Source organism: Serratia sp. C2(1) (assembly GCF_036352655.1).
GTDB lineage: Bacteria > Pseudomonadota > Gammaproteobacteria > Enterobacterales > Enterobacteriaceae > Serratia > Serratia inhibens.
In genome coordinates this window covers 1,915,938-1,931,471 of sequence record NZ_JAZFBA010000001.1, presented here as the reverse complement: position 1 = coordinate 1,931,471, position 15,534 = coordinate 1,915,938, and the positions used below count along the sequence as shown (strand labels likewise).

The 15,534-nt window shown below is 55.9% G+C and carries 15 protein-coding genes and 1 other annotated feature; all 15 genes read left to right on the top strand.

Features of this window, described 5'->3' with window-relative positions; all coding sequences use genetic code 11:
- The first annotated feature begins 104 nt into the window (after positions 1 to 104).
- Positions 105 to 229: a sequence feature (Phe leader region), on the top strand.
- Positions 111 to 155, top strand: coding sequence for a pheST operon leader peptide PheM (gene pheM, locus V2S86_RS08965; RefSeq protein ID WP_152562850.1), 45 nt, complete (start codon positions 111 to 113; stop codon positions 153 to 155). It overlaps the preceding feature by 45 nt.
- Positions 230 to 431: 202 nt before the next feature.
- Positions 432 to 1,415, top strand: coding sequence for a phenylalanine--tRNA ligase subunit alpha (gene pheS / locus V2S86_RS08960; protein WP_004943598.1), 984 nt, complete (start codon positions 432 to 434; stop codon positions 1,413 to 1,415).
- A gap of 14 nt (positions 1,416 to 1,429) precedes the next feature.
- On the top strand, positions 1,430 to 3,817 hold the full coding sequence (pheT, locus tag V2S86_RS08955; protein WP_330762126.1) for a phenylalanine--tRNA ligase subunit beta: 2,388 nt from the start codon (positions 1,430 to 1,432) through the stop codon (positions 3,815 to 3,817).
- Positions 3,818 to 3,821: 4 nt separating this feature from the next.
- Positions 3,822 to 4,118: an integration host factor subunit alpha gene (gene ihfA, locus V2S86_RS08950; RefSeq protein ID WP_004943604.1), complete on the top strand. Its 297-nt coding sequence runs from the start codon at positions 3,822 to 3,824 to the stop codon at positions 4,116 to 4,118.
- A 581-nt stretch (positions 4,119 to 4,699) separates the two neighbouring features.
- Positions 4,700 to 5,164, top strand: a complete 465-nt coding sequence (locus tag V2S86_RS08945) for a DUF2502 domain-containing protein (protein ID WP_330762125.1) — start codon at positions 4,700 to 4,702, stop codon at positions 5,162 to 5,164.
- A 174-nt stretch (positions 5,165 to 5,338) separates the two neighbouring features.
- On the top strand, positions 5,339 to 6,346 hold the full coding sequence (gene btuC, locus V2S86_RS08940; protein WP_330762124.1) for a vitamin B12 ABC transporter permease BtuC: 1,008 nt from the start codon (positions 5,339 to 5,341) through the stop codon (positions 6,344 to 6,346).
- 40 nt (positions 6,347 to 6,386) lie between these two features.
- Positions 6,387 to 6,938, top strand: coding sequence for a glutathione peroxidase (locus V2S86_RS08935; RefSeq protein WP_330762123.1), 552 nt, complete (start codon positions 6,387 to 6,389; stop codon positions 6,936 to 6,938).
- 20 nt (positions 6,939 to 6,958) lie between these two features.
- Entirely contained in the window at positions 6,959 to 7,714 is a 756-nt protein-coding gene (gene btuD, locus V2S86_RS08930; RefSeq protein WP_330762122.1) for a vitamin B12 ABC transporter ATP-binding protein BtuD, read from the top strand.
- 389 nt (positions 7,715 to 8,103) lie between these two features.
- Positions 8,104 to 9,258, top strand: coding sequence for a UDP-4-amino-4-deoxy-L-arabinose aminotransferase (gene arnB, locus V2S86_RS08925; protein ID WP_330762121.1), 1,155 nt, complete (start codon positions 8,104 to 8,106; stop codon positions 9,256 to 9,258).
- On the top strand, positions 9,245 to 10,225 hold the full coding sequence (arnC, locus tag V2S86_RS08920; RefSeq protein WP_330762120.1) for an undecaprenyl-phosphate 4-deoxy-4-formamido-L-arabinose transferase: 981 nt from the start codon (positions 9,245 to 9,247) through the stop codon (positions 10,223 to 10,225). Before arnB ends, arnC begins: the two co-directional genes overlap by 14 nt.
- Positions 10,225 to 12,207 carry a bifunctional UDP-4-amino-4-deoxy-L-arabinose formyltransferase/UDP-glucuronic acid oxidase ArnA gene (gene arnA, locus V2S86_RS08915; protein ID WP_330763179.1) on the top strand — a complete coding sequence of 661 codons (1,983 nt, stop codon included), beginning with the start codon at positions 10,225 to 10,227 and terminating at the stop codon, positions 12,205 to 12,207. Before arnC ends, arnA begins: the two co-directional genes overlap by 1 nt.
- Entirely contained in the window at positions 12,204 to 13,109 is a 906-nt protein-coding gene (arnD, locus tag V2S86_RS08910; protein WP_330762119.1) for a 4-deoxy-4-formamido-L-arabinose-phosphoundecaprenol deformylase, read from the top strand. Before arnA ends, arnD begins: the two co-directional genes overlap by 4 nt.
- Positions 13,106 to 14,770 (top strand): lipid IV(A) 4-amino-4-deoxy-L-arabinosyltransferase, encoded by a 1,665-nt coding sequence (gene arnT / locus V2S86_RS08905; protein ID WP_330762118.1) that lies wholly within the window; start codon positions 13,106 to 13,108, stop codon positions 14,768 to 14,770. The genes arnD and arnT overlap by 4 nt, the downstream gene beginning before the upstream one ends.
- Positions 14,767 to 15,114 carry a 4-amino-4-deoxy-L-arabinose-phosphoundecaprenol flippase subunit ArnE gene (gene arnE / locus V2S86_RS08900; protein ID WP_330763178.1) on the top strand — a complete coding sequence of 116 codons (348 nt, stop codon included), beginning with the start codon at positions 14,767 to 14,769 and terminating at the stop codon, positions 15,112 to 15,114. The genes arnT and arnE overlap by 4 nt, the downstream gene beginning before the upstream one ends.
- Positions 15,111 to 15,503: a 4-amino-4-deoxy-L-arabinose-phosphoundecaprenol flippase subunit ArnF gene (arnF, locus tag V2S86_RS08895; RefSeq protein ID WP_330762117.1), complete on the top strand. Its 393-nt coding sequence runs from the start codon at positions 15,111 to 15,113 to the stop codon at positions 15,501 to 15,503. Before arnE ends, arnF begins: the two co-directional genes overlap by 4 nt.
- Positions 15,504 to 15,534 lie beyond the last annotated feature (31 nt).

Sequence of the window (15,534 nt, the reverse complement as noted above, 5' to 3'; positions counted from 1 at the left end):
GGGAGCTTGCTCCCTCTTTTAATCTTTGTTTTTCAGCACAAATATTGACTTTTATTGACCGTCGCTATATCACTGGTGGACAGTCTATCGACAAGGTTAAGCAATCAATTATGTACGCTGCTATTTTTCGTTTCTTTTTTTACTTTAGCGCCTGATCTCAGGAGGCTTTGCGCGTAAGAAAAGAAACGAAAAGTAGCGCCTAAGCCTCCCCTGTGGAGGCTTTTTTGTTTTCAGCCATACCCTTTGCCTTTCAAACTACAGCGGCGTTGGCCACGTGTGTTCACCCCGGTCACTTAGTTATCTAAGCTCCCGGGGACTCACCCACTTGCCGCCTGGCTGTAGCTTGAAATTCTGTGGGTATGAGTCAGGCCAGATAACATAAATTATCAGTCATTACTTAGGGCCATACCGGCCAGAGGAAGAGGAAAGCAATGCCACATCTCGCAGAGCTGGTTGCCAATGCCAAAGCAGCCGTAGAAGATGCCCAGGATGTTGCCGCGTTGGATTTGGTACGCGTCGAATATTTAGGCAAGAAAGGCCATTTTACCTTGCAGATGCAATCGCTGCGTGACGTGCCGGCGGAAGAACGCCCGGCGGCCGGGGCGGTGATCAACCAGGCAAAACAGGCGGTGCAGGATGCGCTGAACGCGCGTAAAAATACGCTGGAATCCGCGGCACTGAACGAGCGTCTGGCAGCAGAAACTATTGACGTTTCTCTGCCGGGCCGTCGTATGGAAAACGGCGGGCTGCATCCGGTGACCCGCACCATCGATCGTATCGAAGCCTTCTTTGGCGAACTGGGCTTCTCCGTTGAGACCGGCCCGGAAATTGAAGACGATTATCATAACTTCGACGCGCTGAACATTCCCGGACACCACCCGGCGCGCGCCGATCACGATACTTTCTGGTTCGATGCCACACGCCTGCTGCGTACCCAGACTTCCGGCGTTCAGATCCGTACCATGAAGAACCAGCAACCGCCAATTCGCATTATTGCGCCGGGTCGCGTTTACCGTAACGATTACGACCAAACGCACACCCCGATGTTCCATCAGATGGAAGGCCTGATTGTCGATAAAGATATCAGTTTCACCAATCTGAAAGGCACGCTGCACGATTTCCTGAATAACTTCTTTGAAGAGGATTTGCAGGTTCGTTTCCGTCCGTCTTACTTCCCGTTTACCGAACCGTCCGCAGAAGTGGACGTTATGGGTAAAAACGGCAAGTGGCTGGAGGTTTTGGGCTGCGGCATGGTGCACCCGAACGTTCTGCGTAACGTGGGCATCGATCCGGAAATCTATTCCGGTTTCGCTTTCGGCATGGGTATGGAGCGTCTGACGATGTTGCGTTATGGCGTTACCGACCTGCGCGCGTTCTTCGAAAACGATCTGCGTTTCCTCAAACAGTTTAAGTAAGGCGGGAATATCACATGAAATTCAGTGAACTCTGGTTGCGCGAGTGGGTAAACCCGGCCATCAGCAGCGAAGCATTATCCGATCAAATCACCATGGCCGGTCTGGAAGTGGACGGCGTGGAGCCGGTAGCCGGCGTTTTCAACGGTGTGGTGGTTGGTCATGTCGTTGAGTGCGGTCAGCATCCGAATGCGGACAAATTGCGCGTGACCAAGGTCAATGTGGGCGGCGATCGCCTGCTGGATATCGTCTGCGGCGCGCCAAACTGCCGTACTGGCCTGAAGGTGGCGGTTGCCACCGTGGGCGCGGTGTTGCCTGGCGATTTCAAAATCAAAGCCGCCAAATTACGCGGCGAGCCTTCTGAAGGCATGCTCTGTTCGTTCTCCGAACTGGGGATTTCTGACGATCACGACGGCATTATCGAACTGCCGGAAGATGCGCCCATCGGCACCGACATCCGTGAATACCTGAAGCTGAACGACAACACGATCGAAATCAGCGTGACGCCTAACCGCGCCGACTGTTTGGGCATCATCGGCGTAGCGCGGGATGTTGGCGTGCTGAATCAGGTGGCACTCACCGAACCGGACATGAGCCCGGTCGCCGCCACCATCAACGATACGCTGCCGATCCGCGTTGATGCGCCGCAGGCGTGCCCGCGATACCTTGGCCGCGTAGTCAAAGGCATCAACGTTAAAGCCCCCAGTCCGCTGTGGATGCGTGAGAAACTGCGTCGCTGCGGCATCCGCTCCATTGACGCGGTGGTTGACGTCACCAACTACGTGCTGCTGGAGCTTGGCCAGCCAATGCACGCTTTCGACCTGAGCCGCATCGAAGGTGGCATCGTAGTGCGTATGGCCCGGGAAGGGGAAACTCTGACGTTGCTGGACGGCAACGAAGCCAAATTGAATGCCGACACCCTGGTGATTGCCGATCACCAGAAAGCGCTGGCGATGGGTGGCATCTTTGGTGGCGAACACTCAGGGGTGAACGACGAGACCCAGGACGTGCTGCTGGAGTGTGCCTTCTTCAGCCCGCTGTCGATTACCGGCCGCGCACGTCGTCAGGGCCTGCACACCGATGCTTCGCATCGCTATGAGCGTGGCGTCGACCCCGCGCTGCAGTACAAAGCGATGGAGCGCGCTACCCGTCTGCTGATTGATATCTGCGGCGGTCAGGCCGGCCCGGTTATCGATGTTACCACCGAAAGCGAACTGCCGAAGCGCGCCACTATTACATTGCGCCGTGAAAAACTGGATCGTTTGATTGGCCACGTAGTACCAAGCGAGCAGGTGAGCGATATTCTGCGTCGTCTGGGTTGCCAGGTGACCGAACAGGGTGATAACTGGCTGGCGGTGGCGCCTAGCTGGCGTTTCGATATGGAAATCGAAGAAGATCTGGTGGAAGAAGTCGCACGCGTTTATGGCTACAACAATATTCCCGACGTGCCGGTACGTGCCGATCTGGTCATGACCAAGCATCGCGAAGCCGATCTGACGCTGAAACGCGTGAAAACCATGTTGGTCGATCATGGCTTCCAGGAAGCGATCACCTACAGTTTCGTTGATCCTAAAGTGCAGGCCTTGCTGCACCCGGGCGAAGAAGCATTGATCTTGCCAAGCCCAATCTCGGTAGAGATGTCGGCGATGCGCCTGTCGTTGTGGACTGGCCTGCTGTCTGCGGTGGTGTATAACCAGAATCGTCAGCAAAGCCGGCTGCGCCTGTTTGAAAGCGGATTGCGCTTTGTACCTGATACTGCGGCAAATCTGGGTATCCGTCAGGATGTCATGCTGGCAGGGGTGATTGCGGGCCATACGCACGAAGAACACTGGGATCTGGCGCGTAAGCCGGTCGACTTCTATGATTTAAAAGGCGATCTGGAGTCGGTACTCGAACTGACCGGTAAATTATCCGAAATTCAGTTCAAGGCAGAGGCCAATCCGGCACTGCATCCGGGGCAAAGCGCGGCGATTTATTTACAGGGCGAACGCGTAGGTTTCATCGGTGTGGTTCATCCGGAACTTGAGCGTAAACTGGATCTTAACGGCCGCACAGTGGTGTTCGAACTGGAGTGGGACAAGGTCGCAAGCCGCGCCGTGCCTCAGGCGCGGGAGATTTCTCGCTTCCCGGCAAACCGTCGCGATATCGCCGTTGTGGTGGCTGAAAACGTCGCCGCAGAAGATATTTTGGCAGAGTGTAAGAAAGTTGGCGCAAATCAGGTAGTTGGCGTAAACTTGTTTGATGTGTACCGTGGCAAGGGCGTGGCAGAGGGTGATAAGAGCCTGGCTATCAGTCTGGTATTGCAGGATACCGCTCGTACACTGGAAGAAGAGGAGATAGCCGCTACCGTTGCAAAATGCGTAGAGGCTCTAAAACAGCGATTCCAAGCATCCTTGAGGGATTGAACCTATGGCGCTTACTAAAGCTGAAATGTCAGAACACCTGTTTGAAAAGCTTGGGCTTAGCAAACGGGATGCCAAAGACCTGGTAGAACTGTTTTTCGAAGAGGTGCGTCGTGCTCTTGAGAACGGTGAGCAGGTTAAACTGTCAGGTTTTGGCAATTTTGATTTGCGTGACAAGAACCAACGTCCTGGGCGTAACCCGAAAACCGGCGAGGACATTCCGATTACGGCGCGCCGCGTGGTCACTTTCCGTCCGGGGCAAAAGCTGAAAAGTCGGGTAGAGAACGCCAGCCCGAAAGAGTAAGTTGCGTGAAACCAAAAAGGCCGCTTTTGCGGCCTTTTTCTTTTTCTGCGTTAAATTCGGTGTATTCTTAAATTACATCGCTATAAGAAATTGTTGTTGATGATATTACGCTTATCGTTCCATTTTCTGAAAATAAAATATTTTTATGCGGATTACTCTTATTGAAATTTTTATGAATTGCCTTGTGAAAAAGAAAGGGGCCAGGAGCCCCTGATGGTTAATAATGGTTGTAGTAGTGACCCGGACCACCACCTCCACGATGGCCGCCTCCGTGTGGGCCGAAACAACAAGCGCTGAGCGCTGAAGACAGCACGGCCACGGCCAATAGCCATCCAATGCGTTTAATCATAATAATCTTTCTCCGGTGGTTGTTGGGTTAATTATAAATAACCCTGTGACGATACGTACGTCAGTTATTCGTTAAGCGTTGTCAGTAATTATATTAATTAAATTTCATGGGGGAGTGTATGGATTGCGTAAGGGAGATGAAAACGATCTGAAAATAGGCATTGGTGAGATAGGCGCTAAATAAATGCGCTGATATAACCACTCCAGCGAGAAAAATAAAGTGAGAGCATGAAATGAAAAAGATCCTGTTGCTGGTTTGTTTGCCCTTGCTGCTGCCTGTGGCTGCGCAGGCGGATGTCTCTATAGATATCAACGTGCCGGGCGTCTCGGTACATCTGGGCGATCGGGACCGGCGTGGCTACTATTGGGATGGCTACGACTGGCGTCCGCCGCAGTGGTGGCATGCTCATCAGGGCCGTGGCATGGGGGAACGGAATAACCGTGGCATGTACTGGGACGGGGGCCGTTGGCAACCGAAGCCACCGCGCGGCTATGAACACCCAGGCCCGGCTCGCGACGGCAACCCATTCCGTGGCGAGCGCGATAATCATGATAACGGTAACCGTCATGACAACGGCGGCCGTGGCAATGACCATGGTCGCGGTAACGACCAGGAACGTGGCAATGATAATGGCCGTGGTAACGGCCACGGCAATGGTCAACCCTATCCACCGAATGGCAATGGCCAGCGCCCTTAATGGATGCTACAGCGGCTGCTTTTGCCATCACCTGCGGGTGACGGGCAGGGGCAGCCGCCGTTTTCCTGCCATTGTGCTTATGCAATGCTTCCCCTTCAGGCGCTAACCCCCTAATATTTGACCCAGACGTCAATTATTCGGCCGCAAATACGGCCTGCAGGGAATCGCGCGCCTATGCCGACCAGCCAGACCTTTTCTTTATTGCTCCAAAATCAACGTACTCGCGACAAACGCCATTTGTGGTTGTTGACGCTGGGCGTTGCGGTGGCTTTTGTTTTCAGCCTCAGCGCCGGTGACGTTTGGCTCTGGCCCTCACAGTGGTTGAGCGAACCCGCGCAGCTGTTTGTCTGGCAATTGCGGTTGCCGCGCGCGATGGCAGTGATGCTGGTAGGCGCCAGCCTGGCGGTGGCCGGGGCGGTGATGCAGGCGCTATTCGAAAACCCCTTGGCCGAGCCTGGCCTGCTCGGTGTCGCGAACGGTGCCGGCGTGGCGTTGGTGCTGACGGTGTTGCTGGGTAACGGTTTGCTGCCGGTGGCGTTGATGAGCCTGAGCGCTATCCTCGGTGCGCTAATCATGACTTTTCTGCTGCTGAGCTTTGCCCGCCGCCGACGCTTGACCAATGCGCGTTTGCTGTTGGTGGGGGTTGCGCTGGGCATCGTTTGCAGCGCGGTGATGACCTGGGCGGTGTACTTCAGTTCCAGCCTGGATCTGCGCCAACTGATGTATTGGATGATGGGCGGGTTTGGCGGCGTTGACTGGCGGCAAAAGTGGTTGGTGCTGGCCCTGTTGCCGGTACTGCTTTGGCTGTGTTGCCAAGGCAAGGCGCTGAACTTTATGGCCCTGGGGGAGATTCAGGCGCGTCAGCTTGGGCTTTCCCTGCACCTGTGGCGCAACCTGCTGGTGTTGGCGATTGGCTGGCTGGTGGGCGTCAGCGTGGCGCTGGCCGGGGTGATTGGCTTTGTCGGCCTGGTGATCCCGCATATGCTGCGCCTCAGCGGCTTGACCAACCAGCGCTATCTGCTGCCCGGGTGCGCGCTGGCCGGTGGCGGCGTGTTGCTGGCCGCTGATGTGGTGGCGCGTATCACCCTGTTGTCGGCAGAATTGCCCATTGGGGTGGTGACCGCCACCCTCGGCGCACCGTTATTTATCTGGTTACTGACCCGGGTAAAAAGCGTAAGGTAGTTTCTCTGTTCACCTGCAAGCAAAACAAGAGGATAAAGCTATGTCTCAACCTATTTATGACATTCCGGTAAACACTATCGAAAATCAATCCACCACCCTGGGCGAATATGAAGGCAAAGCGCTGCTGGTGGTTAACGTGGCGTCGGAATGTGGCTTGACCAAGCAATATGAAGGGCTGGAAGCGTTGTACGAAACCTATCGGGCGCAGGGTTTTGAGGTGCTGGGCTTCCCGTCCAATGAGTTCCTGGGGCAAGAGCCCGGCAGCAATGAAGAGATCCTGGCGTTTTGCCGCGGAACCTTCGGCGTACAGTTCCCGATGTTTGCCAAGATTGAAGTGAACAGCGACGATCGCCATCCGCTGTATCAGGCGCTGATTGCCGCAAAACCGCAGGCCAGTGCGCCAGAGGGTAGCGAATTCCTGGCGCGTATGAGCAGCAAAGGGCGTGCACCGAAAAAAACCGGCGATATCCTGTGGAACTTTGAGAAGTTCCTGATTGGGCGCGATGGCCAAGTGATTCAGCGTTTCTCACCGGACACGACGCCGGAAGATCCGGCGCTGGTAGCCGCCGTGAAACAGGCCCTCGCCGAATAACAAGGAGCGGTAATCTGATCATGCTGCAACTCAGTGATGTTGGGGTAGAAGGGCGTTTGGCCCCATTTTCAGCTCAGGTTGATGCCGGGTTGCAGTATCACCTTATCGGCCCGAATGGCGCCGGTAAAAGTACGCTGCTGGCACGGTTGGCGGGCATGCTGCCCGGCAGGGGCGAAATTCTGCTGTCGGGGCAACCGTTGGCCGGTTATCAGGGGAATGAGCTGGCGCTGCGCCGCGCTTATTTAAGCCAGCAACAGCCCCCTGTCGCGTTGATGCCGGTATTTCAATATTTGGCGCTGCACCAGCCGGGGGGCGCCACTGAAGCGGCTGTGGAGAGCGCCATCCTCTATCTTTGCCAACGTTTAAAACTGATGGACAAGTTGCCGCGGATGCTGACTCAGCTATCCGGGGGGGAATGGCAGCGGGTGCGGCTGGCGTCGGTGCTGCTGCAGGTGTGGCCGACGGTTAATCCCTACAGTCAACTGCTGCTGCTGGATGAGCCGACCAATAGTCTGGATGTGGCGCAGAAGGTCGCTCTGGATCGTCTGCTTCGCGAGTTTTGTCAGAGCGGACGCAGTGCTTTGGTTTGCGCCCACGATCTCAATCACACCTTGCAGCAGGCCGATCGGGTTTGGCTGTTGCACGCCGGTCGGCTGGTCGCGCAGGGGGTTACGCGAGAAGTGATGGAGCCGGTATTGCTTTCACAAATTTATGATGTGGATTTTCATCTGCAGGCGGTCGGCGATCAGCGTTGGATCATGACCAAGACCGCGTAGCGAGAAAATCGGCTTAAACGTAAATTAAACGGACCCGATATAAATAGACGGCTAACCTTCGGCCGTTATTTCTTTTTCCCCTTTAAATTAACTCTCCCGCCTTGAAAACCGTCGTTGACGTGCTACGCTGATTTAGTTCAAATAAAATAAGTAAGTAATTATTTATAACTATAAAATATTGATTTTAATGGATTATTTATTTCTTTGATGAGGGCTCTCTCAATCCTGATAGCCGGCAGTTAATTAATCTTGCCTTAAGGTTTAGTTAAGCTTGCGGCCGTACATTGGCAGTTAATCCACCAGCAACGATTCTCTCTGGCGTTTAATATTCGTTAAATAAAAGAGATCTACAGTGTCATTAAAGAAATTTGATGAGTTTGGGGTTAACTATGGATGAATTTTTACCTTTTTCTCGCCCGGCCATTGGCGATGAAGAAATCGCAGCGGTAGAAAAGGTATTGCGTTCCGGCTGGATCACCACCGGGCCGCAGAATCAGCAATTGGAAAGCGAATTCTGCTCTACCTTCGGATGCAAACACGCCATCGCCGTTTGTTCCGCCACTGCGGGTATGCACATCACCCTGATGGCGCTGGGCATTGGGCCGGGCGATGAAGTTATCACACCTTCGCAAACCTGGGTTTCCACCCTCAACATGATTGAATTACTTGGTGCGACGCCGGTGATGATTGACGTTGACCGCGATACGCTGATGGTCAGCGCCGCCGGTGTCGAAGCCGCCATTACGGCCAAAACCAAAGCCATTGTCCCGGTGCATTATGCCGGTGCACCGTTGCAGATGGATACCTTGCGCGATGTGGCAAAACGCCACAATCTCCCCCTGATTGAAGATGCCGCCCATGCGGTGGGTGCCCGTTACAACGGCGAGTGGGTCGGCGCGCGCGGCACGGCAATTTTTTCCTTCCATGCGATTAAAAACCTGACCTGCGCCGAGGGTGGCCTGATTACCACCGACGACGATGCGTTGGCGGATCGCGTGCGTTGCCTGAAGTTCCACGGCTTGGCGGTTGACGCCTTCGATCGCCAGCAATTGGGCCGCAAGCCGCAGGCCGAGGTGGTGGAACCGGGCTACAAATACAACCTTTCGGATATTCACGCGGCTATCGCCGTCGTGCAGTTAGCCCGTCTGCCGCAGCTGAACGCCCGCCGCAAAGCGCTGGCCCAGCGTTATTTGGCCGCGCTGGAAGGCTCGCCTTTCCAGCCGTTGGGGTTGCCAGATTACCCGCATGACCACGCCTGGCATCTGTTTATGGTGCGTGTTGATGCCGAGCGTTGCGGTATCGACCGCGACCAACTGATGGAGCGCCTGAAGGCGTTGGGCATCGGCACCGGCCTGCATTTCCGCGCGGCCCATACCCAGAAATTTTACCGCGAACGTTATCCGCAGCTGGCGCTGCCGAACACCGAATGGAACTCGGCGCGTCTGTGCACCTTACCGTTATTCCCTGATATGACCGACGACGATGTCGATCGCGTGGTCAACGCCTTATCTTCTGTTGTGGAGTCATTACGTGTCTCGCGTTGAACCGATAAAAAAAGTTTCGGTGGTGATACCGGTATACAACGAGCAGGAAAGTTTGCCCGCCTTGCTTGAGCGTACTACCGCCGCCTGTAAGCAACTGACTCAGCCTTATGAAATTATTCTGGTCGATGACGGCAGCAGCGACAACTCTGCCGATATGCTGACCGCTGCGGCAGAACAACCGGGCAGTTGCGTGATTGCCGTTTTGCTGAACCGTAATTACGGTCAACACTCGGCGATTATGGCCGGTTTCAATCAGGTGAGCGGCGATCTGGTGATCACGCTGGACGCCGATTTGCAAAACCCGCCGGAAGAGATCCCGCGTCTGGTACGGGTAGCGGAAGAGGGTTATGACGTAGTGGGCACCGTGCGCGCCAACCGTCAGGACTCCTGGTTCCGCAAAAGCGCCTCACGCATTATCAATATGATGATCCAACGCGCCACCGGTAAATCGATGGGCGATTACGGCTGCATGCTGCGCGCCTACCGCCGCCATATTATCGAAGCCATGTTGAACTGCCACGAACGCAGCACCTTTATCCCGATCCTGGCGAACACCTTCGCGCGGCGCACCACAGAAATCGACGTACTGCACGCCGAGCGCGAGTTTGGCGACTCCAAATACAGCCTGATGAAGCTGATTAACCTGATGTACGACTTGCTTACCTGCCTGACGACGACGCCGCTGCGTATGCTCAGCGTCGTAGGCAGCGTAGTGGCGCTCTCAGGTTTTGTGCTGGCGGTGGTGTTGATCGCCCTGCGTTTGATTATGGGGCCTGAATGGTCGGGCGGCGGGGTGTTCACCCTGTTTGCGGTGCTGTTTACCTTTATCGGCGCTCAATTTGTCGGCATGGGCCTGTTGGGAGAGTACATCGGTCGCATCTATACCGACGTACGCGCTCGTCCTCGTTATTTTGTTCAGAAAGTGGTCGGCGAAAAGCCGGTTCACAATACTCAGGAAGAAGAATGATGAAAGCTATTGTATTTGCTTACCATGATATTGGCTGCGCGGGTTTGAAAGCGCTGACTGAGGCAGGCTATGACGTTCAGGCGGTATTCACGCATACCGACGATCCTGGTGAGAACAACTTCTTCTCCTCCGTAGCACGTTTGGGCGCTGAATTGGAGTTGCCGGTCTATGCGCCGGAAGACGTTAACCACCCGTTGTGGATCGAACGTATTCGTCAGTTGCAGCCGGACGTTATTTTCTCATTCTATTATCGCAACCTGCTGAGCGATGAGATCCTGTCGTTGGCGCCGCTGGGCGGTTTCAACCTGCACGGTTCGTTGCTGCCGCGCTACCGTGGCCGCGCGCCGGTGAACTGGGCGTTGGTCAATGGTGAAACCGAAACCGGCGCCACGCTGCACAAAATGGTCAAACGCCCGGACGCCGGGGATATTGTTGGTCAGCGTAAAGTGGCGATCACCGCTGAGGATACGGCGCTGACGTTGCACAAAAAAGTGCTGGAAGCGGCGCAGGCGCTGCTGAAAGACGAACTGCCTAAACTGAAAAACGGCACCGCCTCATTCACTGCGCAAAATGAAGCCGCCGCCAGCTATTTTGGCCGCCGCACTGCCGCAGACGGAGAAATCTTGTGGCATAAATCCGCACAGGAAATCAACAATCTGATCCGTGCGGTCACCGAGCCTTACCCAGGCGCATTCAGCTACCTCGGCCAGCGTAAAATGATCGTCTGGCGCGCCCGCGTGCTGGATGCCCAGCATGATAAACAACCGGGCACCGTGCTCAGCACCTCACCGCTGGTCATCGCTTGTGGTGAAGGCGCACTGGAAATCGTTGCCGGGCAAAACGAGGCCGGCCTGTACGTGCAGGGCAGCCGTCTGGCGCAGGAAATGGGTATCGTGACCGATGTGCGCCTGGCCGCGAAGGCCAATGCGGTCATGAAACGCAGAACCCGCGTGTTGATCCTGGGCGTCAACGGTTTTATCGGTAACCACCTGACAGAACGCCTGCTGCGTGACGACCGTTACGACATTTACGGTCTGGATATCGGTTCGGATGCCATCAGCCGCTTCCTGGATAACCCGCGCTTCCACTTTGTGGAAGGGGATATCAGCATCCACTCGGAGTGGATCGAGTATCACATCAAGAAATGCGACGTGGTGCTGCCGCTGGTGGCCATTGCGACGCCTATCGAATACACCCGCAACCCACTGCGCGTATTCGAGCTGGATTTCGAAGAAAACCTGAAAATCGTCCGCGACTGCGTGAAATACAATAAGCGCATTATCTTCCCGTCCACCTCCGAGGTGTATGGCATGTGCGACGATAAAGAATTTGATGAAGACCACTCGCGTCTGATCGTCGGGCCAATCAACAAACAGCGCTGGATTTACTCGGTGTCCAAGCAGTTGCTGGATCGGGTGATTTGGGCGTACGGCGCCAAAGAAGGATTGAAGTTCACGCTGTTCCGGCCGTTTAACTGGATGGGGCCGCGTCTGGATAATCTGGATGCGGCGCGTATCGGTTCATCACGCGCTATCACCCAATTGATTCTCAACCTGGTGGAAGGTTCGCCGATCAAACTGATGGACGGCGGGGCGCAAAAACGCTGCTTTACCGACATCAACGACGGTATCGAAGCGCTGTTCCGCATTATCGAAAACCGCGACGGTTTGTGTGACGGCCAGATCGTCAATATCGGTAATCCGACCAACGAAGCCAGCATCCGTGAACTGGCGGAAATGCTGCTCGAGAGTTTCAACAATCACCCATTGCGCGACAGTTTCCCGCCGTTTGCCGGTTTCAAGGATGTAGAAAGCAGCAGCTATTACGGTAAAGGGTATCAGGACGTTGAGCACCGTACGCCGAGCATCAAGAATGCCCGCCGCTTGCTGGGTTGGCAGCCGACCATCGCGATGCAGCAGACCGTTGCAGACACGTTGGATTACTTCCTGCGCACCACCGTTCAGGAAGGTAAAGGTGAATGAAGAAAGTCGGTCTGCGAGTTGATGTAGATACCTTCAGCGGCACCCGGGAAGGGGTGCCGCAGTTGCTGGAACTGTTCGACAAGTACGGTATTCAGGCCAGTTTCTTCTTCAGCGTAGGGCCGGACAATATGGGGCGCCATCTGTGGCGCCTTTTACGTCCGAAATTCCTGTGGAAAATGTTGCGTTCGAACGCTGCGTCCCTGTACGGCTGGGATATCCTGCTGGCCGGTACCGCCTGGCCGGGGCGCAATATTGCCCGCGCGCTGGGGCCGTTGATGAAGCGCACCGCCGAGGCTGGGCATGAGGTGGGGCTGCACGCCTGGGATCATCAGGGCTGGCAGGCGAACGTCGGCCGCTGGTCCGAGGCACAACTGACGCAACAGGTTCAACGGGGCGTGGATGCACTAACCGCCAGCATTGGTCAGCCGGTAAGATGCTCGGCGGTCGCCGGCTGGCGTGCGGACACGCGGGTGCTGGAGGTGAAGCAGCGTTTCGGTTTTCACTACAACAGCGACTGCCGGGGCACCCATCCATTCCGTCCGCTGTTGAGCGATGGTCGCATGGGCACCGTTCAGATCCCGGTAACGCTACCCACCTTTGATGAAGTGATTGGCAGTGAAGTCAGTATGGCCGACTTCAACGATTACATTTTGCAAGCCATTGAAAACGATCGCGGCGTGCCGGTGTACACCATACATACCGAAGTGGAAGGGATGTCGCAGGCGGCGATGTTCGAACAGTTACTGCAGCGCGCGCAACGGCAGGGCATAGCATTCTGTCCGTTAAGCGACCTGCTGCCGCACGATTTGGCGTCATTGCCATTGGGCCGCATCAAGCGCGCTCCTTTTCCCGGCCGCGAAGGTTGGCTGGGTTGTCAAACCGATGTGAAGGACGATTCATGAAGGCGCTAAAAGGATCATGGGCCATTTTGCTGGCCATTTTTTTTGCTCTGGTTTACCTGATTCCCCTGAATGGCCGCCTGTTGTGGCAACCAGATGAAACCCGTTATGCCGAGATCAGCCGCGAGATGCTGCAGCGCGGTGATTGGGTGGTGCCCAATCTGCTTGGCCTGCGTTATTTTGAAAAGCCGGTAGCCGGTTATTGGTTTAACAACATCAGCCAATGGCTGTTTGGCGATAGCAATTTTGCGGTGCGTTTCGGTTCGGTATTCAGCACCGGAATGACCGCGCTGCTGGTATTTGCGCTGGCGATGCTGATGTGGCGCAATGCGCGCCGCGCCAGCCTGGCAGTACTGATTTTCCTGTCGATGGTGTTGGTGTTCAGTATCGGTACTTACAGCGTGCTGGACCCGATGATCGCCTTGTGGCTGACCGCCGCGATGGTCAGCTACTACCTGACGCTGAAGGCCACCACGGCCAAAGGCAAGTTGGGCGGCTACGTATTGCTGGGGTTAGCCTGCGGCATGGGCTTTATGACCAAAGGATTCCTGGCGCTTGCGGTGCCGGTGATTGCGGTGATCCCGATTGTCATTCAGCAGCGGCGGATTAAAGATCTTCTGATTTACGGCCCGGTGGCGATCGTGGTGGCGGTGCTGCTTAGCCTGCCCTGGGCGCTGGCCATTGCGCAGCGGGAGCCGGACTTCTGGAATTACTTCTTCTGGGTGGAGCATATTCAACGCTTTGCCGAGGACAACGCGCAACATAAGGCACCGTTCTGGTACTACATTCCGATTCTGTTTGCCGGGGTGCTGCCGTGGGCTGCCTTGCTGCCAGGGGCGCTGATCAAGGGCTGGCGTGAACGCATCAGTCGCCCCGAGCTGTTTTTCCTGCTTAGCTGGGTCGTGATGCCATTGATCTTCTTCAGCATCGCCAAGGGCAAGCTGCCTACCTATATTCTGCCGTGCATGGCACCGCTGGCACTGCTGATGGCCGCCTATGCCGAGGATTATGCGGCGCTGTTGCACAGCAAAACCTTCAAAGTCAATGCGTTGTTAAACGGATTGTTTGGGCTGATTTGCGTGCTGGCGTTGCTGATTATCGGCGCGGGCCTGTTGCCGAAGGTGCACGTGTTTAGCGCCCAGGAATGGCCGAAGATAGTTATCGGTATTATCGCTTTTGCCGGGTGGCTAGTGTTCGCCGTGGTATCGTTGCGTGATAATGCACGCCACTGGCGTTGGGCGGCTGCCTGTCCGTTGCTGCTGTGCCTGCTGATTGGCTATGCGATCCCGCAGCAGGTGATCGACTCCAAGCAGCCGCAAAGTTTCATGCGCGCTAATATCACTGCGTTGAGCGACAGCCGTTACGTGCTGACCGACAGCGTAGGTGTAGCCGCCGGCCTGGCCTGGGAACTGAAGCGCAGTGACGTGCTGATGTTCAGCGAGAAGGGCGAAGTGGGTTATGGTCTGGACTATCCGGATGCCCGCAGCCATTTCATCAGCGACGAAGATTTCCCGCAGTGGTTGGCACAGGCGCGCAAACAGGGCGATGTCTCGCTGGTATTGCAATTGTCGAGAGGGGATCACGTGCCGAAAAACTTGCCGGCTGCAAACAAGATTGTTGAGATGAACCGTCTGGCGCTGGTTTGGTACCGACAGCAACCATGATGATCGGTTACCTGTTAGTCGTTGCGGTCAGTCTGCTCACCTGCGGTGGGCAGCTGTGCCAGAAACAGGCCGCCCAGTGTTGGCAATTGCCGCCGGACGTCAGACGGGGGCCGACGCTGCGCTGGCTGGCGCTGGCGGTGTTGCTGCTGGGGGCCGGCATGGCGGTGTGGCTCAACGTGTTGCAACGTTTGCCGCTCAGCCTGGCATACCCGATGCTCAGCCTGAATTTCGTGCTGGTCACGCTGGCTGCCCGCTGGCTGTTTCAGGAACCGACCACGTTGCGGCACTGGTGCGGCGTAGCGTCCATTATGCTGGGGATCCTGCTGATGAGTGTGCAACCATGAGGGGCTACGCCTGGGGCGCCGCCAGCGTACTGCTGGTTACGCTGGCGCAACTGCTGATGAAGTGGGGCATGGCGCAGATCCCGTTGATGTCGTTCGCCGACGTGACGCCGGTGCTGCTGATGCAATACTGTCTGCCGTTGCTGGCAGTGTGCGGCGGTATCTTTGGCTATGCGCTGTCGATGCTGTGCTGGTTCTTCGCGTTGCAGCATCTGCCGCTTAACCGCGCTTATCCGTTGCTGAGCGTCAGCTATGCACTGGTGTATCTGGCGGCGGTGATCCTGCCCTGGTTCAATGAATCCGCCACCCTGCTGAAAACGCTCGGCACGTTGTTTATCCTGCTTGGGGTGTGGTTGATTAACAGCAAGGCCGGGGTAAAAGCCGCCCAATAGCGCAAAAATTGGCGTCATCGCGATTATCTCC